Origin of the sequence: Streptomyces sp. NPDC048473, assembly GCF_043200155.1 — a bacterium.
Taxonomy (GTDB): domain Bacteria; phylum Actinomycetota; class Actinomycetes; order Streptomycetales; family Streptomycetaceae; genus Streptomyces.
In genome coordinates this window covers 60,127-83,591 of sequence record NZ_JBICXE010000030.1, presented here as the reverse complement: position 1 = coordinate 83,591, position 23,465 = coordinate 60,127, and the positions used below count along the sequence as shown (strand labels likewise).

The window sequence follows — 23,465 nt, the reverse complement described above, 5'->3', positions numbered from 1 at the left end:
GGCGCATCGGCAGACCCCGCAGAGGCTCATCGAACGGCCCGACGAGATGGTGTCCCGGATGCCAGAGCGCGACTCTCCGCGGCTCGACGGGTGGACGTCGGCTCACCGGCCGCCACGCACGCCCGGCTGATCCGGCGATGACGCCTGTCCCAGGCGGCGGGCCCGGCTCTCAGCCTTCGCGGACAGGACCGGGCCACGTTTCACCCGCCCAGGTTCCGTCCGGCCCAGGCCCATCCGGGCCCAGGTCCGCCCACCTCAGGTCCGTCCGTCCCCCGGCCCATCCGCCGCGGACCCGTCCGCCTCAGACTCATCCGTCGCAGGCCCGCCCGCTCTGGACGCCCCCGCCCGCAGCCCGTCCATCACGAGGTCCAGCAGTCGCCTCGCCCGCGGCTGCCAGTCGCTGTGCGGGTCGATCTGCCAGAGCCCGGCTATGGCGAGCACGAAGTCGTCGGGGGTCAGCCCCGGGCGGATGGTGCCGGCTTCCTCGTTCGCGTTCAGCAGGAGCGTGACCGCCTGAGTCACCGGGCCGTGACCCAGCTGGGCCAGGCTTCCGTAGTTGCTGGTGGCCTTGCGCAGCGCGTCGGCCAGGCCGGCCTTGGCCATGGCGTACTGGGCCAGGCGGTCCATCCACTCCCTCAGGGCCTGGTCAGGTGCGCGGGTTCGGAGCAGCTGGGCAGCGGTGTCGGCAACCTGCTGCATCTCGTGGCGGTAGACCTCCAGGACGAGGGCCTCGCGGTTGGGGAAGTTTCGGTAGAACGTTCCCTGTCCGACGCCCGCCTTCTTCGCGATCGCGCTCAGCGGGGCGTCCGCAGACCGCGTCAGCTCGGTCAGCGCGACTTCCAGGATGCGCTCGCGATTCCGTTGCGCGTCCGGGCGCAGAGTCGCGCTCTTCTCTTCCTGCACTCGTCCTTCTTCCGGAATCAAAGCCAAGCCCGGCCTTGCTAACCGGACAGCTGTCCGCTAGGTTCGATGACTACCGGACAGCTGTCCACTTAGGTCCACCATAGCGGCAGAACCGGCCAGTGTGGCCGACCCGTACCCATCGCCACCGGTCATTGACCCGCATCGCCCTCTCCCTCCCGGACTGTCTGCCGGGATCGTCTCGTTCGACGCGCATCAGCAATGCGAAAGAAGGCTGATCATGGCCCCATCGACGTCCAGCGCCATCACTCTGAACATCAATGGCGAGAAGTACACGCTGCCCGTCGACCATCGCACCACCCTGCTCGACGCCCTGCGCGAGCATCTCGATCTGACCGGTACCAAAAAGGGCTGTGACCAGGGCCAATGCGGCGCCTGCACGGTGCTGCTCGATGGGCGCCGGGCCGTTTCCTGCCTTCAGCTCGCGGTCGCGGCCGAGGGGCGCGCAATCACCACCATCGAAGGCGTGGCCGATGGTGAGCGGCTGCATCCGGTACAGCAGGCCTTTCTCGACCTCGACGGCTATCAATGCGGTTACTGCACACCGGGGCAGATCTGTTCGGCCCTAGCGGTGATCGAGGAGCACGCGGCGGGCTGGCCGAGCGCCGTGACCGGCGATGTCCGGCCCGAAGCGGGAGTGCCTGCGCTCACCGCCGAAGAGATCCGCGAGCGGATGAGCGGCAACCTGTGCCGCTGTGGCGCCTATGTGTCGATCGTGCAGGCGGTCGCGCGGGCGGCAGAGGCGGCAGAGGCCGAGGTCAAGGAGGCGTCGGCATGAGGGAATTCGGCTACGAACGCGTCTTCGACGTCTCCGGGGCGGTCGCCCTGCTCGGCTCCGACCCGGACGCCCGCTTCCTCGGCGGCGGCACCAACCTCGTCGACCTGATGAAGGCCGGCGTGGAAAGGCCCGCGCTGCTCATCGACGTACGCGAACTTCCTCTCGACCAGGTGGAGTTCACTCACGACGGCGGGCTGCACATTGGCGCGACCGTCACCAACAGCGATCTCGCGGCCCACCCCGAAGTACGGCGTCACTACCCGGCACTGGCGCAGGCCGTCCTGGCCGGCGCCTCGGGACAGCTGCGCAACATGGCCACGGTCGGCGGGAATCTGCTCCAGCGGACCCGCTGCGGCTACTTCACCGACCTCAGCAAACCGTGCAACAAGCGTGCCCCCGGCAGCGGTTGCCCCGCCCTCACGGGCGAGCACCACAACCACGCGATCCTCGGCGCCTCCGAGCACTGCGTCGCCACCCATCCCTCGGACATGGCGGTCGCGCTGGCCGCCTTCGACGCCGTCATCTCGTACGAAACGGCGGACGGGCCGGGCGAGTTGCCGATCGCCGAGTTCTATCTGCCCGTGGGCGACACCCCGCACATCGAGACCGCCCTTCCGCCCGGCGCGCTGATCACCGGCGTCACGCTGCCGCCGGCCCCGGTCGCCGCCCACTCGCGGTACCGGAAGGTGCGCGAGCGCGCCTCGTACGCGTTCGCGATCGGCTCGATCGCCGCCGCGCTCGACGTCCAGGACGATGTCGTACGCGAAGTGCGCCTCGCGTTCGGGGCGGTCGCGTCCCGGCCGTGGCGGGCCCGTGCGGCCGAGCGGGTGCTGATCGGAGGCCCGGCGAGCGCGGAGGCGTTCGCCGCAGCGGCGGATGCCGAACTGGCCGCCGCCGAGGCTCTTCCCGAGAACGGATACAAGGTGACGTTGATGCGTAACCTCGTCGTGGCCGAGCTGACCGAACTCACCGAGGAGGCTGCCCGATGACCACGACGACCAATATCGCCGCCGTGACGGGAGCCGTCGGCTCCGCCCACACCCGCGTGGAGGGCCGCGACAAGGTCACCGGGGCGGCCCGCTACGCCGGAGAGATCCCCTTCGCCGAACTCGCCCACGGCTGGCTGGTGTTGTCGACCGTGGCCCGTGGCCGTATCCGCTCCGTGGAGGACGCCCCCGTCCTGGCCATGCCCGGCGTCCTCACCGTGCTGCACCACGGGAACGCACCGCGCGTCGACACCGACTATGTGGGCATGCTGGGGCAGCCGAACCCGGTCCTCGGGATCTTCCAGCACGACCGTGTGCCCTTCGTGGGCTGGCCGGTGGCGTTGGTCGTGGCCGAGACGTCCGAGCAGGCCAGGGAGGCCGCCGAGGCGCTGGTGGTCCGATACGACGAGGAGCCGCACGACGTCGCGTTCTTCGCCGGCCGTTCCGGTGCGTACACGCCGGAGAACAACCCGATGGTCCAGGCCGAGACGGAAAAGGGGGATGTAGAGGCGCAACTCGGCGCTTCCACCGTCGTCGTGGACGAGGAGTACACCACACCGGAGGAGCACCACAATCCGATGGAGCCGCATGCGGCGACGGCTCGCTGGGACGGCGGCCGGCTCGACGTCGTCGACTCCAACCAGGGCACCACCTGGGTGGCGAGTGAACTCGCGATGCTCTTCTCCCTCGATCCGGCCTCCGTACGGGTGCGGTCCGAACACGTCGGCGGCGGCTTCGGATCGAAGGGGCTGAGCCCGCACCAGGTGGCCGCCGTGATGGCCACGACCGTCCTCAATCGCCCGGTCCGCGTCGTACTGACCCGCCGTCAAATGTTCTCCCTCATCGGATTCCGCAGCCCCACGGCGCAGCGGATCAGGCTCGGCGCCGACGCCGACGGCCGGCTGCGCGCGTTCGATCACCAGGCGCAGAGTCTTACCTCGACCGTGCATGAATTCATCGAGTCGAGCGCCGTGCTGGGACGCGTGATGTACGACGCCGACGCGCATCACACCCTTCACCGGCTGGTACAGCTCGACGTGCCGACCCCGACCTGGATGCGCGCACCGGGCGAGGCACCGGGATCCTTCGCCCTCGAATCAGCCCTCGATGAACTGGCCGAGAAGTGCGGCATGGACCCGATCGCGCTGCGCGCACGCAACGAACCCGAGACGGGTCCCGTGTCCGGGCTGCCGTTCAGCAGCCGCAATGTGCTCGCCTGCTTCGAGGAGGGCGCCCGCAGGTTCGGCTGGGCGGACCGGGATCCGCGTCCTGGCCTGCGCCGTGAGGGGCGGTGGCTGCTCGGGACCGGGACGGCGGCGGCCACCTACCCCTCGGGGGTCGGTCCGTCCACGGCGGCCGTGACCGCGGAGTCGGACGGAACCTTCACCGTGCGGATCAACGCGGCGGACATCGGGACCGGGGCACGGACCGCGATGACCCTGGTCGCCGCGGACGCGCTGGAGGCGGATCCGGACCGTATCCGCGTGCGCATCGGGGACAGCGACCTCGGCCCGGCGATGATCGCCGGCGGCTCGATGGGCACGCGTTCCTGGGCCTGGGCTGTGAGGCTCGCGGCGGACGAACTGCGGGAGCGCTTGGCCCTGGGAGGCGGCATTCCGCCGGAGGGGATCACCGCCCGGTCGAACACCGCCGAGGCCATCGGCGCCCTCGCGAAGAAGGAACGGCACTCCTTCGGCGCCCAGTTCGCCGAGGTCGCGGTGGATGTCACCACCGGTGAGGTGCGCGTACGACGGCTGCTCGGCATCTACGCCGCGGGCACCATCGTCAACCCGCTCACCGCGCGCAGCCAGTTCATCGGCGGAATGACCTGGGGGCTGTCGATGGCCCTCCACGAGGAGGCGATCAGGGACAGCGCCTCCGGCGGCCACGTCGGCGCCGACCTCGCCGGCTATCACATCGCCGCGCACGCCGACGTGCCCCTCATCGAGGCGGACTGGGTGGACGACCCTGCCCCGGACGACCCGGTCGGGATCAAGGGCATCGGCGAGATCGGCGTCGTGGGCGTCGCCGCTGCGATCGCCAACGCGCTGTGGCACGCGACCGGCGTACGCCACCGGGACCTGCCGATCCGTCCGGACCGTGTCCTGCGCGCGGCGGACGAAGCCCGGCGTCGGGCGGCGGAGGGAGCCCGGAGTGCTTGACATCGCCGGGGAGTTGAACCGCTGGTTCGAGGAGGGCCGGGACTTCGCCGTCGCCACCGTCGTGGCCACCCGCGGCAGCGCGCCGCGCGGTCCCGGCGCCGCCCTGGCCGTCGACAGTCACGGCACCGCCATCGGTTCCGTCTCCGGCGGTTGCGTGGAAGGGGCGGTGTACGACCTGTGCGTCCAGGCGCTCCAGGACGGCCGGACGGTGCGCGAACGGTTCGGCTACAGCGACGAGGACGCCTTCGCGGTGGGACTCACCTGCGGCGGCGTCATCGAAGTCCTGGTCACGCCGGTGCGCGCGGACGCGCCGGTATTCCAGGCAGGGGTGTCGGCCGCGGACCGAGGAGAGGCAGCGGCACTCGCCCGGGTGGCCCGGGGCCCGGGCGGACTTCTCGGCAGGGCGCTGCTCGTCCACCCCGACGGATCGTACGAGGGCAGCTTCGACGGACATCCGGAACTGGACCGGACGGCGGCGGCGGAGGCACGCGCGATGCTGGACACCGGCCGCACCGGCACCGTCGAGATCGCGGAGGACGGGTCGCGCTGCCCGGGCGGCGTGACGCTGTTCGTGGAGTCGAGGGTGCCGCCGCCCCGGATGATCGTCTTCGGCGCCGTGGACTTCGCGACGGCGCTCGTAGGGGCGGGCAAGTTCCTCGGCTACCACGTGACCGTATGCGACGCCCGGCCGGTCTTCGCCACTCGCGTCCGTTTCCCCCAGGCCGACGACCTCGTGGTCGACTGGCCGCACCGCTACCTCCGGCGCACCGCGACCGACGAACGAACCGTCCTGTGTGTGCTCACCCATGACGCCAAGTTCGACGTTCCCCTGCTGGAGACGGCCCTGCGGCTGCCGGTCGCGTTCGTCGGCGCGATGGGCTCGCGCCGCACCCACGAGGACCGCAACCGGCGCCTGCGCGAAGTCGGCATCACCAACCGCGAGTTGGCCCGTCTGCGCTCCCCGATCGGCCTCGACCTCGGTGCCCGCACCCCCGAGGAGACCGCCCTGTCCATCGCGGCGGAGATCGTCGCGGCGCGCCGGGGCGGGACGGGGGTTCCGCTGACCGGTTCGGGGACGCCCATTCACCATGACGTGGGCGGCGGGAGGGAGGAGGGCGAGGCGCACTCCCGAGCGGCGGCGTGACCGGGCTCGGCTGCGAGGCCATGAAGGCCGGGGCGTCACCGTACAAGGCAACTGGCCGGCACGTCGGCGCCCGCTTGGGGCGGCGTGCGGGGAGTCGCGCATGGGACCGTCGGTGAAGTGTTCGAGATCCCACATGTGTTCGGGCGCGGCGAGGTCGAGGGCTGCCCCGAGGGCGAATCCGTCGACGGCCGTGACGGCGTCGAGGAGGTGTTCGTCGGGTATCCGGCGTCGCGGAGGATGGTGGCGATTGCTCGGTAGCAGCGGGTGATGTCGGGGGCGGTCACGGTGTTACTGGTCAGCAGGGGGACGAGGCCGCGGTGGGCGTTGAGGTGGTCGGTGACGAGTCCCCTGAGGGCGTCCTGCCAGGGGGTGCCTGGGGCCGGGGCGAAGTCGTCGACGTCTGTGTGCTCGCCGAGCCATCCGGGCACCAGGTGGTACCGCATGAGGTCGATGATCTCGCTGCATCCCGCGACGTGGTTGAAAAAAGGGACGCGGTGCGCACTCCGAGTGCGCCGGCTGCGTGTCCGATGGTGAAGTCTCCGCGCTCGTCGACGACTTGCTGGGCTGCGGTGGCGATCTTGTTACGGGACAGGACCGGTGAGGTCGATCGGGGCACGGGAGCTCGCAGCGGGACGGAAGGACAACTCCGCCAGGGCCTGCCTCCGAACCTCCAGTCCCGCCGGCTACTCGACGGCGCCGCCTTGAGATGGGTTGTCGTAAGCGTCAGAACAAAGATAGAGTCATTACATGTCATGTGTACGGCAGGCAGTGGAGGACGACGTCACGGAGCTCGTACGCCTGCGGGCGTTGCTGTTCGAGACCCTCGGCGGCGAATTCTTCAACCCCTCAGCAGAAGACGGCGACTGGCGGCACACCCTTGCTGCGGTACTGAAGGAACAGTTGACAGCGGACGCCGTGCGGATCCTCGTCGTGGACGGCGACAACGGCCTTGCCGCCTGTGGCATCGGAACCATCGAGCAACGGCTGCCCGGCCCGCACCTGCACAACGGCCGGATCGGACACGTGATCGGCGTGGTCACCGATCCGGCGTATCGACGGCGCGGCCACAGCCGCACGATCATGCAGGGCCTGCTCGACTGGTTCCGGGAACGTGAGGTCGCCCGGGTGGACCTGTACGCCTCTTCCGGCGGCGAACCGCTCTACCGCGCACTTGGTTTCGTCGACCACCCCGACCCCTCGCTGTACTGGCGTCCGTGACAGGCGACCCGCCGCCTTCAAGAAACCGTTATTCCCCGGCGATCGCTCGCCGGAGTCTCGCGGGCCTCCAGAATCCTTCAAAAACCAGGGTCGTTCAGCAACCCCGAACCGCCGTTCTCTGACGTGCTCCGGGGTCATGACGCACGCGCTGGAGCCGGTCGACCGCCCGGGCGTCCTCGTCGCCGAGCCAATCGTCCGCACCGAGATCAGGATCGGGCACGCATGGGTGTCCACCAGCGGGCAGAAGCTGGAGCGGCAGATCGACGCGCTCACCGCATCCGGATACCGGAGGATCTTCGCGGACAAGAAGTCCGCCAAGAACGCGCTGCAGCCGGAGCTGAAGGCCTGCGACGCCTTTCTCGACCCGGGCGACATCCTCGTCACCCCCAGCCCGGACCGCTACAGGCGCTCCCTCCAGGACCTCATCAACGTGGTTGCCGAGTTCCGCGAACGCAGGCCTCGGCTTCACCTCGCTGCACGAGAACCTGGACACCACCACCCCCGGCGGCCGGCTCTCTTCCACGTCTTCGCCGCCCTGGCCGAGTTCGTCCGCAAGCTGATCGTCATCGGCGCCAACGAGGGCCCCCGGCCTCCGCCCGCGCCCGCGCCCGCGCCCGGGTCGCCGGGGGCCCCACCGTCGCCACCAAGGAAGCCATCCGCGCCGCCCACGAATTGCTCCCCAACTCCGAGCACTCGATCACGAGCATCACCACGCTCCTCGGAGTCACCCCGAGCATCCTCTACAACCACATCCCGGACCTCAAGAAACGTCGAGCCGGCGCCGTACCCCGCCGGCTCGAAGCAAGTGCGCAGCAGTGGAAGAACGAGATCTGGCCGCGGGCAAGAGCAACGCGGCAGCGTGCAACGGCTGGATCATCTTCGGGGACGAGGCCGACCAGTTCATGACGCCGCCGCGCCCCAGGACCTGGGGCCGCGTCGGCCGCACACCAATAGCGAGGGTGCGGGGGCGGGCTGTGTCTCGATGGCGGGCATGGCCTGCTACAAACCTGGAGAGCACTCCCGCCTGATCTGCACCATCCGCGAGTACACGGAACGCAAGGACCAGCCCAAGGGCTTCGGCCGGCGCGGCTTCCGTGACCTGCTGGTCCGTGCTCGCGTCCGGCTCGGGGATCCCATCGTGCTGGTCTGGGACAACGTCCGCTTGCACCCGGCCAAGCCGCTGCGTGAATTCATTGCCGCCGGCGCTGACTGGTTCACCGTCTTCCGACTGCCCACCTACGCATCCGGCCTCAACGACCGATGGCGTGTGGTCCCTGGTCAAGCGGGACTTGGGCAACCTCACCTCCGTTGGACCACTCCAGCCACACCGGGTAATCGAGTTGGCGCAATAACCTCATCAGATCCGGTTCGTTCTCACGCATCCGCCCATTCTGACGTGGTGAACGCACACCAGGCATCCAAGCTCAAGCTCAAGGACGGCCTGGAAGCGCTGCTCGAAGCCAAGCATCCCTATTGCGGCGAGCCACGGCCCATCGGCAGCGGCGACCCGACACTGCCGCCTCACACCCGCAACCTCGACGAGACACAGATAGGCATCAAGAGGAGTTCCACTACATGAACAGAATGCCGATTTCCTTAGGGACAGTTGGGGCAAATTCGGCATGAATGTCCTCGATAGGGTCACCTACTTGAACAGATTTCACTGTCCAGAACCTTGAGGCCTGTCAATGACCGGTGGTAGGTGTAGGCACCAGCAGCAACTCCACTCCCCCAACAACTGAGTTGCGAGGTCGTGCGTCGGGCCGCCTGGCCCGGCGCACGAGCCGCAGCGCGGATTCTTCATGCCTGGAGGCAGTTCCGTTGAGAGCGAACATGACCCGTCGTACCTTCACCCGTCTCGTCGCAGCGCCCGCGCTCGGCTCGCTCGCAGGCTTGTCGGCAACGCCGGCGCAGGCCGCCGAGCGCCGCACCGACAGCGCCCGCACACCTTCGATCCGCGCTATGCGACGTGCGGCGGTCTTCATGGACGAGCACGTGTCCCACCGGGGCGCGTATGTGTGGAGCTACCTGCCCGATCTCTCCAGCACCTGGGGCGAGATGCAGGCCAAGCGCACCATGTGCTGGGTCCAGCCGCCGGGCACCCCCAGCGTCGGGCACAGCCTGCTCGACGCGTATCACGCCACAGGGGACGAGGCCCACTATCGTGCGGCCGAGCGCACCGGGCTCGCACTGGTCGACGCCCAACTCCCGGTCGGGGGCTGGAACTACATCCACGACTTCGCCGGCGAGGCCTCCCTGCGCGACTGGTACGCCACAGTCGGCGCAAGCGGCTGGCGGCTCGAGGAGTTTCAGCACTACTACGGCAACGCCACCTTCGACGACGCGGGCACCTCCAGCGCAGCCCAGCTGATCCTGCGCCTTTACGTCGAGCGCCGGCACCCCAAGTTCAAAGCGGCCCTGAACCGAGTCATCGACTTCATGCTGAAGGCGCAGCTCCGCGGTGGTCCGGCGGACGGCGGCTGGCCCCAGCGCTTCCCGTCCTTCTCCGGCGCTGTCCGTGACATGCCCTGGCCCGACGACCGGCCCTCCTGGCTACCGGCCGATGTCAAGCACGGCATGGAGGACGGCGACTACACGCCGCACGTCACCTTCAACGACGACGTACTGGGCGAGAACATCAAGTTCCTCCTCATGTGCGCCTCGGCACTCGGTCGGCGCGATCTGAACCGACCGGTGCTTCGGGCGATGGCATGCCTGCATCGGCTGCAACAGCCTGGGCCGCAGGCGGGATGGGGGCTGCAACACCTCGCGCACACGGTCGGCGGTCGCCCTGCGGGTGCCCCGGCCAGTGCCCGCTCATACGAACCCCGCGCCCTGACCACCCACACCACGCAGACGAACATCCGTCAGCTGTTCCACTACTTCCGGCTCACCGGCGACCTGGCTTACCTGCGGCGCGTGCCCGAGGCCATCGCGTGGCTGGAGACCTGCCCGCTCAGTGGCGAGCAGAAGGAGGAGAATCCACTGCTGAAGACCGCCACACACCCGACCTTCGTAGAGCTGGGCACCAATCGCGCCCGTTTCACGCATCGCTTCGGATCCAACATCCGCAACGGCGCTTACTACTACGACTACGACCACCGCAATACCCTGAGTCACTACTCCAGCGGACGCTCCATCGACATCGAAGGGCTCAAGGAGACGTACGACGAGCTGATGGCCCTCAGCCGCGCAGAGGTCGCCGATCTGCGGGCCAGGTCACCGCTCACGCCGGGCGAACCGGGCGAGCTGCCCCGCTACTTCAGCATCCGCGACCTCGACCTGACGGACCTCTTTCGCGACGCACCGATTGTGCTGCCCACGGTGACCGCCGCCCAGGCGGATGCCCTGGTCGCGGACCTGGGTGACAGGAACCACTGGCTCACTCCCATCGGGACCACCACCAACCCCTACCGCGGGCAGGCCCCCACCAGCCCGTACGACGGCACGGCCTTTATGAGCAAGAACGTCGGTGACACGTACGACACCTCGCCCTACAACCCGGCGGACCCGCCGGCAGAAGCGCCCTACCAGCAGCACGAGAGCGCCCTGGGGATCACATCTGCTGCCTACACAGCCAACATGGCCAAGCTCATCGCCTACGTGTCCGTCTGACTGGCCACGTTGCGCTTCGATCACTCCGCATCCGGACCCACACTGCGCGCAAGGCCGTTGATTGGTGTTGCAACCAGGACTGATTGAAGTCGGGGCAGTCCTGGTAAGCCATCGCGAGCGCCCCCACCACGTCGCGGAGCGTGTCCTTCTCAGCGCTTCCGGCCGTGGGGGCCTCGACGTGGTCCGCGATCAGGCGACGGGATGTGATGCCGGCCGAGACGCTCGGTGAGTCCCGAGCGATCAGGTAGCTTGCGCTGTCACGCTGGGGGTGACCACCGTATCGTCGTAACAGCTTGTTACGTTTACGCAGCTCACGCAGCTCGGCCGACTCCGTCGTCGTCACGCCCGGGCGGACCTCGTCATCAGTGTCGGCGAGTTTGAGCCAGCGGTGCCGACAGGCCTCGGAGATCCCGAAGTCCTTCGTGACCTGCTGCAACGGGGCCTCGCCCTTGCGGGCGACGCGACCACGTCACGGCGGAACTCGGGCGGGAGCGCTTTCGGCATGGTGAACATCCTTCCAGCAAGGAAACCAATCCTCATAGGTCAGGAGTCAACCGAATCGGGGGCAGTCCCTTCCGCCATGGCGTGCCAGCTACCCTTGCAACATGACGATGCGCACGACCGTCGATGTGAGTGTTGACGCGATGATTGAGGACCTCAGGACACTCGTCGAAATCGAGTCTCCATCGCGCGATTTCGACGCATTGATGGCATCGGCCAAAGCTGTCGCCGCTGTCGTCGAGAGCCGCCTTGGCGGGCAGGCCATCCTCGTTGAGGGCGAAGCCGGGCCGCACGTCCACTGGTCAGCTGGTGGCGATCCCAAAGTACTGATCCTCGGTCACCATGACACGGTGTTTCCGCTCGGCACCCTTGAACGTCGCCCGTTCATGGTCGAAGACGGGCATGCAACCGGCCCTGGGGTCTTTGACATGCTTGGCGGTTTGGTACAGGCCATTCATGGCCTGGCGACGCTCGATGACCGGTCAGGCGTCGAGGTCCTGGTGACCTCCGACGAAGAGGTTGGCTCCCGCTCCTCTCGAGCTCTCATCGAAGAACGAGCCCTTGCTTGCGGCGCTGTACTTGTGCTCGAGGGCGCCGCTGATGGCGGAGCCCTGAAGACCGGCCGTAAAGGCTGCGGCACGTTCCAAGTCTCCATCACGGGCCGGGCGTCGCACGCAGGCCTTGAGCCCGCAGCCGGGGTCAACGCCCTGATCGAAGCATCACACCAGGTACTGGATATCGCAGCGCTTGGTCGACCCGAGATTGGCACGACTGTTACCCCGACCGTCGCGTCCGCAGGAACCCTGGACAACGTCGTTCCCGCAGAGGCGACCGTCATCGTCGACGTCCGGGTCGAGTCGGCCGGCGAGAAAGAGCGAATCGAAGCTTCGTTCGCAGCACTGGCTCCGCATCTCGATGAGGCGGAGATCGCGGTTCAGGGAGCTATCAGCCGACCCCCGATGCCCGAGTCGGCGTCGACCAAGCTCTTTGCGGTGGCAAAGCAGCTGCTTCCTGGCCTCGAAGGCAAGGCAGTCGGCGGCGGAAGCGACGGCAACTTCACGGCCGCACTGGGGGTGCCGACACTTGATGGCCTTGGAGCAGTCGGGGGCGGTGCCCACGCCGACCACGAGTACCTGGTGATCGAAGTCATGGCCGAGCGGGCGAATCTTGTTGCTGGACTGGTGAACGCGATTCAAAACACATAGGAGAACGGGAATGTGCAGAGCCTGCGCGACCTGCGAGCGATCACGCGAGGTCGCGATCTGCGAGATTCACGTTCGGTGATCGAACACCGCTGCCGATCACATCGCCGTGGCCAGAGACGCGCTTGCGACCGGGCCCGGGGTCAACCCGTCCCACCCGGGCCGGAAGGTGCTGGTCCGCGCCGATGGTGGTGGCTGGCCGGATGCCCGACGACAGGCGAGTCATCGTCCGCCGCGCACAACCGCATCCCGGCGCGCAGCTGCGGCTTGGAACCGGGGGACCAGCTCCATTCGGCCTGCGGGCCCCACCCTCGGCCGCCAGCTTCGCCAGCCACACCGGATCGATCCCGAGCAGCATCAGTTCCACGTCGTCCTGCCAGTGAGGTCGCGACGCCCACCCGGCTGGACTGACCAGTGCCTCCCCAGCGTCGAACCGTTCCCGGCGTGCCGTCCCGTCCGCGGACCGGCGCAGATTCGCCGGCTGCCCGGTATGGACCACCAGCACGTGCACGGGCGGTCCCACCGGCAGCGGAGCGACGTCCGACACCCCTGCGGCACGCTCCAGCGACCGCTCCGCCACGGCGTGACCGAGTTCGGACCCGCTGCCGTACAGGCGCCGCAGGTGAGCGGCTGCTCGACGCGTACAGGGTGCTGCGCTTCACGATGATCGGTCTGCCTGCATCCCGGTCGCCGCGGCCCTCGTGGCGACCGCATCCGCATATTGATCCAAAACGGTTCGGGTTCTGGGTCGTTGGTCGTGTGTGAGCGATCTGGTGGGGGACGCACGGCATCTGTCGCCTTCGGCGCAGGAGGCCCTGCGGTTGCGGGCGGTGGCGGCGTTGGTGGCGGGTCGGGACCTTGAGGACGTCGCTGCGGTGTTCGGGGTATCGCTGAAGGCCGTCGACAAGTGGTGGGCAAAGTGGCAGGTCGGTGGGCGGGAGGCGCTGGTCATGCAGCCTCGCGGCAAGCCGGTCGGGGCGCACCAGGTGCTCGGTGAGGCGGAGCAGGCGGCTGTGCGGCAGGCGGTTCTCGACCACCGGCCCTGTGATGTGGGCCTGGTCGGGCAGTTAAGGACGCGGCGGCTGGTGGGCGAGCTGATCGCGAAGTTGTACCGGATCCGCCTGACCGAGCCGGGGATGGGTAAGTACCTGAAACGGTGGGGTCTGTCCTTCCAGTAACCGGACAAACGGGCGGTTGAGCAGGACCCGGAGGCCGTGCGCCGCTGGCACGCCGAGACGTGGCCGAAGATCCGTGCGCAAGTGAGGCGGGACGGTGGCGAGATCCTCTTCGGCGACCAGGTCGGCGTCCGCTCCGACCAGGTAACCGGTCGCACCTGGGGTGAGAAGGGCAAGACCCCCATCGTGCGGCGGAGCGGGAACCGGTTTTCTGTGAACGCCATGTCGGCGATCAGTACCAAGGGCCGGATGTACTTCATGGTCTTCACCGAAAGCTTCACGGCCGAGGTGATGTGCCGCTTCCTGGACCGGCTCGCCGGCCACTTCGACCGCAAGGTCCATCTCGTGGTCGACGGGCACTCCGCCCACCGCTCCAAGAAGGTCCGCGACTGGCTCGCCGCCCACCCCGACGACGTCGAGCTGCATTTCCTGCCGTCGTACTCGCCCGAGCTCAACCCCGACGAACTGGTCAACGCCGACCTCAAACACAGCCTGGCCAAGCAGCACCGGGCCCGGAACCAGGCCGAACTCGCCGCCGAGACACGCAGGTTCTTCCGTAAACGCCAACGGCAACCGCACGTCGTCCGTGGCTGCTTCGGCGGCCCACACGTCCGCTACGTCCTGGGCGAGGACCTCATGAGTTTCTGATCAATAGGACAGTCGACACCTACACGGTGATCCGGAAAGCGCGCCATCCATGCCGCACCGGAGGTCCCGAAACTGACGGCGACGTTGTGGTGCGAAGAAGGTTTGTGGACGGAGGTCAAGCCCGCGCGCGGGCGGGTACCTCCCGGGCGAGGGCGATCGCGACGGCGCCGAGAAGGCTCCCAGTGGTCCAGCGTTGCCACTTGGCCCATGCCGGGCGGCTCTTGAGCAGGCTGGCGATTGATCCAGCCGCGAGCACGATCAGCGCGTTCACGGTGAGGCCTACCGCGATCTGCACAGCGCCGAGAGTGAACCCTTGGGCCGTGGTGTGGCCGCGTGCGGGATCGATGAACTGCGGGATGAGCGCGAGGTACAGGATGGCGACCTTCGGGTTGAGCAGGTTGGTGATCAGCCCCATCCGCAGCAGCCTCCAGTGCGAGTCGCGCTGGAGGCTGCGTGGCTCGAACAACCCGCGGCCTCCCTGCCTCAGCGCCTGCCAGGCCAGGAATGCGAGGTAGGCCGCGCCGACAGCTTTAAAACCGATGTACAGCCACGGGACGGCAACGAAGACCACCGCCAACCCCACGTTGGCCAAAGTCATGTACACGAGGAAGCCCGCCGCAGTCCCGACCAGCGAGACAAGCCCAGCCACGCGGCCCTGGCTGACGCTCCGAGACACCAGGTACACCATGTTCGGGCCCGGCGTCAGTGCCATTCCTAGTTCGACCAGGGCCATTCCGCCGGCTGCCGCCGATGAGATCATCACACACGCCACCATGTCAGACGCGGCGCAACAGACGGCACCCGGCATCCGGTCGGCGGTGCTCCAGGTGGTGGGGGGCGCGCACCCACGGCGGCTGAGGTGGCCCGCACATCCGCTACGTCCTGAACGAGAACCCCATGAGTTTCTGATCAATAGACGATCCATGGTCATAACGGACGCGTTGGATGATGCGGGCGAGGGCGTTCGCGGCACGATTGCACGGCGAGCGAGCAGCATGTGTTTCTCCGTCAGACCGGGAGAATCGCGCCCTCCCGGTCTGACGCTTCCACCGCCGGACACTGCCGAGCACTCCCGCCCGGGTGGTCGCCCTCACCGGGTGACCCGCGCACACGGAGCTGACGCCGTCAGGCGCGCGCCGGCCCGGGCCCAGTCAGCGGCTCCCGAGCCTCTGTGCAACAGGCAGGATCAGCGCGGGTCGGTCCTCAGGGTCCGCATCCCACGCCACGCAGCGGAAGTGAGCGGCCCGAAGGCCGGTGCACCTGGATCCAGTCGTCGCTCACGTGGCGTCCCCGGTCGGCCGGTGCCACACAAGGTGCGGGGTGCGCGCGTCCTCGCCGGTCCCTTCTGTCGGGGGAAGCAGGGTTAATCGGTCCCCCTCAACTTTCCATCGGCGCTCCTGCTTGGTACCGACCCACGGACGTAACGACGCCACGTGCAGGTGGTGGACGACCAGATCGCCCATGACCTCGTACGCGCCCGCGTACCCCAGGTATGGGGAGGTCCTGAACAGGGTCGCCGTATCGACCGGCTCGGCCGCCCCCGACTCTGGTGCCGGGCCGGACTCCAGGTCCGGGTTCAGCATGCTCACGGACATGTGGCCGTCCGCGGTGTAGGTGATCAGTCCTGTCGGGCGTTGTCCCAGGGGGTGTTCGAGCGTGCGACCGGAGTCGTCCACGATGGCTACGGTGCTGAGCAGCCAGGCGCCTACGAGCGGATGCTCGGACTCATCCGGCCGGGGGGCGGGCCGACGGTGCGATTCGGTGTGGGACGGGGTGTACACGTGTTTCCTTTCCTGGGCTTCTGGGCTTCTGGGCTTCTGGGCTTCTGGGCTTCTGGGCTTCTGGGCTTCTGGGCAAAGCTGCGTAGGGACGGCTTCGTCCTCGTCCCTACCCGTGCAACAGACCGCAGAAGCCAGGCGCGGACCCCCGGCACCGGCTGATCCCCAAGGTGTCCGGAAACCCCCTGTCCGCCCCGGGTGTGCGGTGGTGTCCAACCCGGTGCACAGCATGTACGGAAGAGGTCTGGCCGACACGCCGGTTCGGGGATCAGCCAGTACTGATCGAGCTGACGGTGCGGCAGCTGTACTGCGAGAACTCTCGTTGTTCGCGGCGTACGTTCGCCGAGCAGGCCGAGGGCCTGACCGTTCGTCATAGCCGCCGCACGCCTGCCGCTCGGTGGGTTCTGGAGGTGGCTGTCGCCGTCGCGTTCACGGGCGGGGCGGGAAACCGTTTTGCCGCTGTCCTGCATGCACGCGTGAGCCGGACGACACTGTGCGGGCGGCTATGGCCCCGCTCGATCTTGCCTGGACGGTTCCGCGGGTGCTGGGGGTCGATGACTTCGCCGCCCGTCGTGGGCAGCACTACGGCACTGTCCTCATCGACCGCGAGACCGGCCAGCCTCTCGACTTACTGCCCGGCCGAGACGCTGCGACGCCGGCCGGCCGGCAGCGTGAACATCCCTGCTCCGAGATCATCTGCCATGACCGGGGCGGTTCTTACACCGGCGGCACCGGTGCCCCGAACGCGAACATGCGGTCCGGCCGTTGGGTAAACACGTACTCAATCCGGTCGAGCTTGGCATCGAAGTCCGGGCCGGTGGACGCCTTCCAGGTCTTGGTCCGCTGGAAAGTGATTCCGCGGCAGGCCAGCAGCCCGCGCAGGGCCTCACGTCCTGCGACGACATCACCGGCGCTGGAGGATGGATTCCGCCACATACCGGGCGCGCCCGCTCACCGGCCTGGTCGCAGGCAGGGGCAAGCCCGCTGTGCCGCGGCAGCCGGACAACAGGGCAGCCCTGCCGGCCTGCCCACCCGGAACACGTCATCGAACCCGGACCCAGGCGGCGCACCCTGCCCATTGGGGCCATCCACGACGCCCACCGGCTGCGCGCCGGGGCCCGCCAACGGCTGTACGAGCCGTCACCGCAGGTCAGGACAGGTGGGGTCGTGGATGACAGGCATTCAGGACGATGGTGAGCGGCTGCGGCCCAGGCCATGTCAACAAAGACACGCTGCCATCAGGGGTGAGTGAGCATCAGAAAGTCGCCTGGACGGACTAATGAGACATCAATTCGCCCATATATAAGGGCAATTGACGTCTCATTGGATTATCTGAAAATCGCAAATGAGTATCTCGTGTACCCCGATCGGCGCCCCAGCACCAACCCTCCAACGTGTCCGATATGACAGCTATCGGGACCGTAAGTACGTTCAATCACGGGCCGGCTGCTCAGCCGACCTCTCTGAGACAGGAGAAGTGACATGGTTACCCGTTCCACCGTCGTTACCGCCGCCATCGCGGCCGCCGCGGCCCTGGCCGCCACCGGCATCACCTACGCCTCGGCCGCCACCGCACCGGCCCAGGCAGCCCCTGTCGTCCAGCAGGCCACCACCCCCGTTTCGGCCCTCGACGGCGGCGACGCCGGCAAGGGCGACGAGGGCAAGGGCAATGAAGGCAGGGGCAATGAAGGCAGGGGCAATGACGACCGGGGCTACGACAGGGGCCACGGCTACCGGGACCACTACGAGGGCCGGATCCAGATCAACGAGCGCACCTACACCGCCGACCCCGGCGGCTGCATCACCGTGGTCAGCGGACTAGGCTCCACTAGCCTCAACATCCGCAACGACAGCCGCCGGACCATCGAGGTCTTCCGCGGGGCGACCTGCGACAACGGCGCCCCGCTGGCGACCGTCGGTCCCTGGAGCTCCAGCGACGGCGTATTCCCCGGCCGTGTCCGGGGCGGCGTCTTCGTCCACCACGGAGTCGTGGGCAGCTTCCGAGTGATCGAGCGCCGCCACGACGGCGGCTACGGCGGCGGCGATGAAGGCGGCTACGGCGGCGGCGATGAGGGCGGCTACGGCAGCGGCCGGTGATCGAGCACCACTACACAGGCCGGTGATCGGGTCACCGCCTGATACAGAACCCCGGCCCGCCGGAATCGGGCCGGGGTTCCGGTCTGCGTATCCCCGGCCGGGACACCCCGGCACGGGATGCCCACACCCGACCAACGCCCGACAAACCCACACACCTGCCACGCCATAGTAAAGCCGGGCAGCGAACCACTGCCAGCCCAGCCAGAACACCCGCACCCCACACGCCTCCGCAGTGTGCGCTCGAGCGCGGTGGGGGGCGCCCTGGACTACATGACCCCGACGCCACCGACCGACCTGCCTGCCCATGGCTGTCGCCACCACCTTCCTCATCTCCGTGCGACTCCCCGGTGTGACGGCATCAGTCGGTAACCTCTCGCACGTGATCGACGAAGCCGGCTCTGGCGCCGCCTCGCCTCTCTCCTGCCTCCCGTAGATGCTCAGCAGGTCATGGACGCCTGGAACATGGGTGAGCAGGAGGGCGGCCTCAACCAGCTCGTTTCCTTGCTTCTCCGACAACAAGTCGTCATCGGTGAGACCACCGGAGTGGAACTCGCCGTGCTGGCGGAAGCTTGGGGGCTGTGGCCCTCGCCGCTGGGTCCGGGAATTGCCCAGTGCCAGGGCGATGGGCGCGATTCACCCCTGCGTCTGGTGGAGCACGACGGCGATGCCCCCCTGACCGGAGCCTCGGTCAGCCTTGCCCCTGAGTTCCTCCTGGTCCAGTGGATCGCGTGCACCGAATCCGGTCGCGTGCTGGCGCGCGCCCATACCCGTGAGCCCTGGGGCGACCTGTCCTGTCTCCCTGAGCATTACGTGATCCTGGACCCTGGCCGCAGCACCGCCGTCCGTCTGTTCCCGCCCGGCGCCGGCTGGGACGCGCTCAGCACACTTCGCCGACGGTCAGACCCCGCTCCAGAAGTCCGTTGAGCCATCGGGTGTGCGGTCACCGAGGATGTTGGAAACGCGATCAGCGCGATGACAGGGAAGACGATGACGTCGACCCACGCCCAGGTCCTCTCACCGACCGCCCACGGCCACCGGAACACCACCGTCGCCCCCTTGCCCGGCCTTCCTTACCATGCCTCGCCGCCTTTGGCCCAGCGTGGGCGCCCTCGCCCCCGAAAGGCCTGTCGCGCTGAAGTGATGAACCTTCTGTCGCGACAGGCCCTTCGAGAAGAGCTGGCAGGAGAACCGATCCTGCCCGCCTGCGTACCGTCAGGCCGTGTGCAGTGTCAGCCCGTACCGGTTCAGGATCTCGTTGATCGGCTGGTGCCAGGTTTCGCCACCGCTACTGCAGTTGCCCCAGCCGCCGGACGTGACGCCCTGGGCCTGGTCCCCGCTGATGAACGATCCGCCCGAGTCACCCGGCTCGGCGCAGACGCTCGTCTTGGTCATCTGGTAGACGGCACCCTGGCTGTAGTTCACGGTCTCGTTCGTGGCGAGCACATTGCCGCAGTGCCAGTGGGACGTGGAGCCGGAGCGGCAGATCGAGGCACCGATGGGTGCCTCTGCGGAGCCCCGGACCAGCTGGTCGGAGACGGTGCCCCAGCCGAGGACCACGGGGACGGTCCACCAGCCGTTGCCCACGCTGACCCAGGCGTAATCGTCACCGGGGAAGGATGATCCCTGGAAGTTACCGATGGCCGAGCCGTCCCATCCGCTGACCGCCGCGCCTGCCTGACCGCAATGTCCGGCCGTGACGAAGCCGCCGTACACGGAGAAGCCGATGGAGCACCGGACATTGCCCGTGTAGTACGGGTCGCCGCCCACGGTCCCGGCAGAGAAGGTCTTGGGCGCCTCGGGCGTCTGCTTCACCAGGACGGGTCCGGCCTTGCGGGCTTGTTCGACGAACTCTCGGACATCGTTGTCATCTGCTGCCGATGCGACGACATTCACGACGACCCGGCTGGCCTTCGGGTCAACATGCCAGCTACTGATGCCGTCCGGCGCGGACAGCCTGTCGAGCTGCGTCTTGGTCGCGTCGAGCTGCCGTGCGCTGTGACTCACCAGCCGGACGCTCGCACCGGCCGCTCCTACGGCGTCGGCCCTCTTGCCGTCGGTGACGGCTACGGTGAGTTTGCCCGTGGCCGGGTCGAACCAGGAGCCTGCGTACGACGATCCGGCGGCCCGTTGCGCTGTGCCCTGTACGGCTGCTGCCGTCCTCTCCGCAGCCAGACGCGTCCTGGCCTGACTTTCCGTCAGGCCGAGATCTCTCCGCATGGCAGAGATCAGTCCGGCGGACGCCGGCGCTTCGCCGGTATCGGCACGGGAAGCAGTGGGCTGTGAGTTCACGGCGGAGTCAGAGGCGGAGGCCGAGGCGAGACCTACGGTCGCCCAGGCTCCGACGACCAGGGTGGCGGCGAGGCTCGCGCGTAAGGCTGTCATGCGTCTCAAGGGAATGGCCCTTCTGTTGTTCCGACATCGTGGGGAGGAACAGCAGGCGTCCGAGAGGTCTCACCTGAGAGCGCTCTCAGAGTGTGCCGCAACGGACTGTAGCCCAGAGCGTCTATCAGGTCCATGCCAATGGATACGTCTGGACCTATCCTCTTGTCAGGCGCTCGCGCGCGTCCGGCGCGGAAACTGTCGCCACGCATCACGCGGAAAGCAGCACACTTCCCCTCAGGAGCCTCACCATGACACCCCCCGCCGACAACTCCTCTTCCTGGCACGGGCTTTGGCACGGCTCTCCGCGAGTCCCGCATGTGCCCCTTGACGAGGAGACCCGGCGCAGCTCTCACCTTCCCGGGACGCTGCTGCCCGCCCCGGCCGGTATGAGCCACCCGGTGATCTTCGAGCCCGCCCTGAAACAGTTCGCCAACGCCTACCGGGCAGGGGAGCCGGAATTCGACGATGAGGACGAGGAGATGGGCCGGGCCTGGCACCGGGCTCGGCGTACCGTGCTGGATACGGTGCTCGCGGCTGTCGCGGACGGCCCGTGGGGCAGGCATCTTGTGCTGCGTGGCAGCGTGTTGATGGCCACGTGGTTCGGGGAAGCGGCTCGCGATCCGGGCGACCTGGACTTCCTCGTCGTGCCTCAGGACTGGGCCATGGACGGCGCCCGGACCTCGGGTCTGTTCGACACGATCGCCCGGGACGCGGCGGCCGCCGCCCGTGGCTCCGTCCGGATCGACGCGGCCGGCATGGTGACGGAGGACATCTGGACGTATGACCGGGTTCCGGGCCGCCGCATGCTGCTGCCCTGGACGGCGCCCGGGGTGCCCAGCGGCACCGTACAACTCGATGTGGTTTTCAACGAGACCCTGCCCACCCCGGCAGCAGCCACTGAACTGCAGCCGCTGGGGGACGGCCCGGGGTGCCGCGTACTCGCCGCAACTCCCGAACTGTCACTGGCTTGGAAGCTGCTGTGGCTGGTCACTGACGCGTACCCGCAGGGGAAGGACCTGTACGACGCGGTCCTGTTGGCGGAGGCCACTCCACCACGGTACGAACTGGTGCGGGACGCCTTCGTCCTCGGGGGCACCGAAGGGCTGCGGCCCGCCGGTACCTGGTGGCTCGACGAGTTGGGCGTGGAGACCGGTTGGGGACACTTCATCGCCGAACACCCGTGGGTCACAGAGAGTGCGGCGAGCTATCGCGAACGTCTGGCTCGGGCACTGGCACCGCTGTTGAAGAGGGCGGAGCCACCGGATGAGGACTCCTGCACCCGGTGGGCCCGCTGGCTGCAACCGCTGGTGGAATCCACGCGTACGACGCCGGCCGAGCACCGTGCAGCCGCCCTCGGGTACCTCGCCGAAGGGGGAGGCGACGGGCTGGCGGCGGCCGTCGTGATCGTACGAGAGCTCGCCGGCTCTCGGAGTCTCGGGCTTGAGGACGCCCTCGCCACTGTTCTGTCCTATGAGGACAGCTGGCACTACTGGCGGGAGAATCCGGACGCGTGCGTCCGGGCTCTCGACGTGCTGCGCTGATCAGCGAATCCCCCAGACCTTTCGCCGGGCCCGCGCCCGGCACGGCTGCTTGGTTCAGCCGGCCTGGCCGATAGCGCTGCGCAGCATGGCGACCGTCGTCGCTGCCGCCACGCGCTCCGCGCCGTCCTCCGTCGCACGCACGCGCTCCTCCAGGAGCACTGCGGCGGCCTGGAGGACTCCCACCCGGACCGGAACGCTCCGCATGGCCGTCAGTACGGCCGCCGCCTGTTCGGCCGGGGTTGCGGTCGCGGCCTGCGGAATGAGGGTGGAGATTCCGCGCCCGAGCGCACGGTCACGAGGCGGCTGAGCCGCGGCTGTGTTCACCCGGGAAAGTCTGCCGTACAGGACTCGGGGAATTGCTCAGCGACCTGACCGCGGCTCTTCGGGCCCTTCGTGGGCATGGGCGTGGACACGTCTCAACAGGTCTGCCAGCTGCGCCTGTTCGGTGCCGGTCAGGGGGGCGAGCAGTTCCTGCTGCACAGTCAGGGCCTCGGCCTGCAGGTCCGCGAGCATCGTGCGGCCCGCCGGGGTGGGCGTGACGGTCACCCGACGGCGGTCGGCGGTGTCGCGAGCCCGGTCCACGAGTCCGGCCACCGCCAGATCGTCCACGATCTTGACCATGTCGCTCCGGTCGATCCCGAGCCGTGACGCCAGCTCCCGCTGCACATGAGGGCCGAAATCGACAAGCGCCGACAGCACGGCCATGTGCCAGATCCGCAGACCGCGCTCGGCCAGTCGCGCTGCCAGCCGGCTCCGCGCAGCCTTGCCGGTCTTGGACAGCAGATAGGTCGTCAGTCCCAGGAGGCTGGGCGGCGTCTCGCTCATCGACGATATCTTAGGCATCCACCAATGATGGGTATTCACCTACTAATTGGAGCACGCCATGGATGCCTTGCACCCGCGCCTGCTGGTCAGCAGGTTCACCGATTGCTTCCGCTTCTACGATGCGGTGCTGCGAGCTCTGATCGGGGCCACCCGGGCCAGTGGCAGCGAGTCCGGCCCGTACGCGCACTGGGACGTCGACGGTCAAGGGGTGCTGGTGCTCTTCGACCGTGGCGCGATGGCGGCCGTCGCCAAGACCGCCGGCCTGCCCGTCGAAGCATCGCCCGCCCAGGACCGTTCGATGTTCGTCTGCCGGGTCGCCGATGTCGATGCCGGGCTGGCGCTCTGCCTGGAACACGGCGCCTCACCGGTCGCCGGTGCGTGCGACCGGCCGGACTGGGGCCCCACGCTCCGCACCGCCCACGTGCGCGATCCCGAGGGCTACCTCATCGAGCTGCAGTCGTACTGAGCGGCCCGGGCGGCACCCTCCGCACC

At 68.4% G+C, this 23,465-nt stretch carries 21 protein-coding genes and 1 pseudogene; 14 read left to right on the top strand and 8 right to left on the bottom strand.

Annotated features, from left to right (window positions below):
- Positions 1-255 precede the first annotated feature (255 nt).
- Positions 256-903 (bottom strand): TetR/AcrR family transcriptional regulator, encoded by a 648-nt coding sequence (locus ACGFU7_RS34535; protein WP_393701209.1) that lies wholly within the window; start codon positions 901-903, stop codon positions 256-258.
- A 238-nt stretch (positions 904-1,141) separates the two neighbouring features.
- Between ACGFU7_RS34535 and ACGFU7_RS34530 the strand changes: the two genes are divergently transcribed.
- The 4 genes from ACGFU7_RS34530 to ACGFU7_RS34515 are packed head-to-tail and all read left to right on the top strand — an operon-like array spanning position 1,142 to position 5,991.
- Positions 1,142-1,699, top strand: a complete 558-nt coding sequence (locus ACGFU7_RS34530; protein ID WP_393701207.1) for a 2Fe-2S iron-sulfur cluster-binding protein — start codon at positions 1,142-1,144, stop codon at positions 1,697-1,699.
- On the top strand, positions 1,696-2,688 hold the full coding sequence (locus ACGFU7_RS34525; RefSeq protein WP_393701206.1) for an FAD binding domain-containing protein: 993 nt from the start codon (positions 1,696-1,698) through the stop codon (positions 2,686-2,688). The genes ACGFU7_RS34530 and ACGFU7_RS34525 overlap by 4 nt, the downstream gene beginning before the upstream one ends.
- On the top strand, positions 2,685-4,847 hold the full coding sequence (locus ACGFU7_RS34520) for a xanthine dehydrogenase family protein molybdopterin-binding subunit (protein WP_393701204.1): 2,163 nt from the start codon (positions 2,685-2,687) through the stop codon (positions 4,845-4,847). The genes ACGFU7_RS34525 and ACGFU7_RS34520 overlap by 4 nt, the downstream gene beginning before the upstream one ends.
- Positions 4,840-5,991: an XdhC family protein gene (locus ACGFU7_RS34515; protein ID WP_393701202.1), complete on the top strand. Its 1,152-nt coding sequence runs from the start codon at positions 4,840-4,842 to the stop codon at positions 5,989-5,991. Before ACGFU7_RS34520 ends, ACGFU7_RS34515 begins: the two co-directional genes overlap by 8 nt.
- 35 nt (positions 5,992-6,026) lie before the next feature.
- Here the strand turns inward: ACGFU7_RS34515 and ACGFU7_RS34510 are convergent, their stop codons facing one another.
- Positions 6,027-6,434, bottom strand: coding sequence for a hypothetical protein (locus ACGFU7_RS34510; protein ID WP_393701200.1), 408 nt, complete (start codon positions 6,432-6,434; stop codon positions 6,027-6,029).
- A gap of 304 nt (positions 6,435-6,738) precedes the next feature.
- Here ACGFU7_RS34510 and ACGFU7_RS34505 point away from each other — a divergent pair, with 304 nt between their 5' ends.
- The 6 genes from ACGFU7_RS34505 to ACGFU7_RS34480 all read left to right on the top strand — a co-directional run bounded on the left by ACGFU7_RS34505 (position 6,739) and on the right by ACGFU7_RS34480 (position 14,350).
- Positions 6,739-7,209 (top strand): GNAT family N-acetyltransferase, encoded by a 471-nt coding sequence (locus ACGFU7_RS34505; RefSeq protein WP_393701198.1) that lies wholly within the window; start codon positions 6,739-6,741, stop codon positions 7,207-7,209.
- A gap of 136 nt (positions 7,210-7,345) precedes the next feature.
- Complete coding sequence (locus tag ACGFU7_RS34500) at positions 7,346-8,788, top strand: recombinase family protein (RefSeq protein ID WP_393701197.1); 1,443 nt, start codon at positions 7,346-7,348, stop codon at positions 8,786-8,788.
- A 254-nt stretch (positions 8,789-9,042) separates the two neighbouring features.
- Positions 9,043-10,824: a pectate lyase gene (locus ACGFU7_RS34495; protein WP_393701196.1), complete on the top strand. Its 1,782-nt coding sequence runs from the start codon at positions 9,043-9,045 to the stop codon at positions 10,822-10,824.
- A gap of 605 nt (positions 10,825-11,429) precedes the next feature.
- Complete coding sequence (locus ACGFU7_RS34490) at positions 11,430-12,530, top strand: M20 family metallopeptidase (protein ID WP_393701195.1); 1,101 nt, start codon at positions 11,430-11,432, stop codon at positions 12,528-12,530.
- Between the two features lie 758 nt (positions 12,531-13,288).
- The gene (locus ACGFU7_RS34485; RefSeq protein ID WP_393701194.1) at positions 13,289-13,705 is read left to right on the top strand and encodes a transposase; all 417 of its coding nucleotides are present in this window, start codon (positions 13,289-13,291) and stop codon (positions 13,703-13,705) included.
- Positions 13,706-13,741: 36 nt separating this feature from the next.
- Positions 13,742-14,350 carry an IS630 family transposase gene (locus tag ACGFU7_RS34480; RefSeq protein ID WP_393701193.1) on the top strand — a complete coding sequence of 203 codons (609 nt, stop codon included), beginning with the start codon at positions 13,742-13,744 and terminating at the stop codon, positions 14,348-14,350.
- A gap of 115 nt (positions 14,351-14,465) precedes the next feature.
- Here the strand turns inward: ACGFU7_RS34480 and ACGFU7_RS34475 are convergent, their stop codons facing one another.
- From ACGFU7_RS34475 to ACGFU7_RS34465, 3 genes and pseudogenes are all read right to left on the bottom strand, one after another.
- Entirely contained in the window at positions 14,466-15,110 is a 645-nt protein-coding gene (locus tag ACGFU7_RS34475) for a LysE family translocator (protein ID WP_393701234.1), read from the bottom strand.
- A 517-nt stretch (positions 15,111-15,627) separates the two neighbouring features.
- Positions 15,628-16,131 carry a lipocalin-like domain-containing protein gene (locus ACGFU7_RS34470; protein WP_393701192.1) on the bottom strand — a complete coding sequence of 168 codons (504 nt, stop codon included), beginning with the start codon at positions 16,129-16,131 and terminating at the stop codon, positions 15,628-15,630.
- 738 nt (positions 16,132-16,869) lie between these two features.
- A pseudogene (locus ACGFU7_RS34465) lies at positions 16,870-17,022 on the bottom strand (IS630 family transposase); the annotation flags it as partial.
- A 588-nt stretch (positions 17,023-17,610) separates the two neighbouring features.
- On the opposite strand from ACGFU7_RS34465, the gene ACGFU7_RS34460 reads away from it, so the two are divergent.
- Both ACGFU7_RS34460 and ACGFU7_RS34455 read left to right on the top strand, forming a co-directional pair.
- Positions 17,611-18,225, top strand: coding sequence for a hypothetical protein (locus tag ACGFU7_RS34460; protein ID WP_393701190.1), 615 nt, complete (start codon positions 17,611-17,613; stop codon positions 18,223-18,225).
- Between the two features lie 447 nt (positions 18,226-18,672).
- On the top strand, positions 18,673-19,149 hold the full coding sequence (locus ACGFU7_RS34455; protein ID WP_393701188.1) for a hypothetical protein: 477 nt from the start codon (positions 18,673-18,675) through the stop codon (positions 19,147-19,149).
- Between the two features lie 288 nt (positions 19,150-19,437).
- Here ACGFU7_RS34455 and ACGFU7_RS34450 read toward each other — a convergent pair whose 3' ends face one another.
- Positions 19,438-20,607 carry a S1 family peptidase gene (locus tag ACGFU7_RS34450; RefSeq protein WP_393701186.1) on the bottom strand — a complete coding sequence of 390 codons (1,170 nt, stop codon included), beginning with the start codon at positions 20,605-20,607 and terminating at the stop codon, positions 19,438-19,440.
- 248 nt (positions 20,608-20,855) lie between these two features.
- On the opposite strand from ACGFU7_RS34450, the gene ACGFU7_RS34445 reads away from it, so the two are divergent.
- Positions 20,856-22,148, top strand: coding sequence for a nucleotidyl transferase AbiEii/AbiGii toxin family protein (locus ACGFU7_RS34445; RefSeq protein WP_393701184.1), 1,293 nt, complete (start codon positions 20,856-20,858; stop codon positions 22,146-22,148).
- 54 nt (positions 22,149-22,202) lie between these two features.
- Here the strand turns inward: ACGFU7_RS34445 and ACGFU7_RS34440 are convergent, their stop codons facing one another.
- Positions 22,203-22,472, bottom strand: a complete 270-nt coding sequence (locus tag ACGFU7_RS34440) for a hypothetical protein (RefSeq protein ID WP_393701182.1) — start codon at positions 22,470-22,472, stop codon at positions 22,203-22,205.
- Between the two features lie 36 nt (positions 22,473-22,508).
- Positions 22,509-22,973: a MarR family winged helix-turn-helix transcriptional regulator gene (locus ACGFU7_RS34435; protein WP_393701180.1), complete on the bottom strand. Its 465-nt coding sequence runs from the start codon at positions 22,971-22,973 to the stop codon at positions 22,509-22,511.
- Positions 22,974-23,031: 58 nt separating this feature from the next.
- Here ACGFU7_RS34435 and ACGFU7_RS34430 point away from each other — a divergent pair, with 58 nt between their 5' ends.
- Complete coding sequence (locus ACGFU7_RS34430) at positions 23,032-23,439, top strand: VOC family protein (protein ID WP_393701178.1); 408 nt, start codon at positions 23,032-23,034, stop codon at positions 23,437-23,439.
- Positions 23,440-23,465 lie beyond the last annotated feature (26 nt).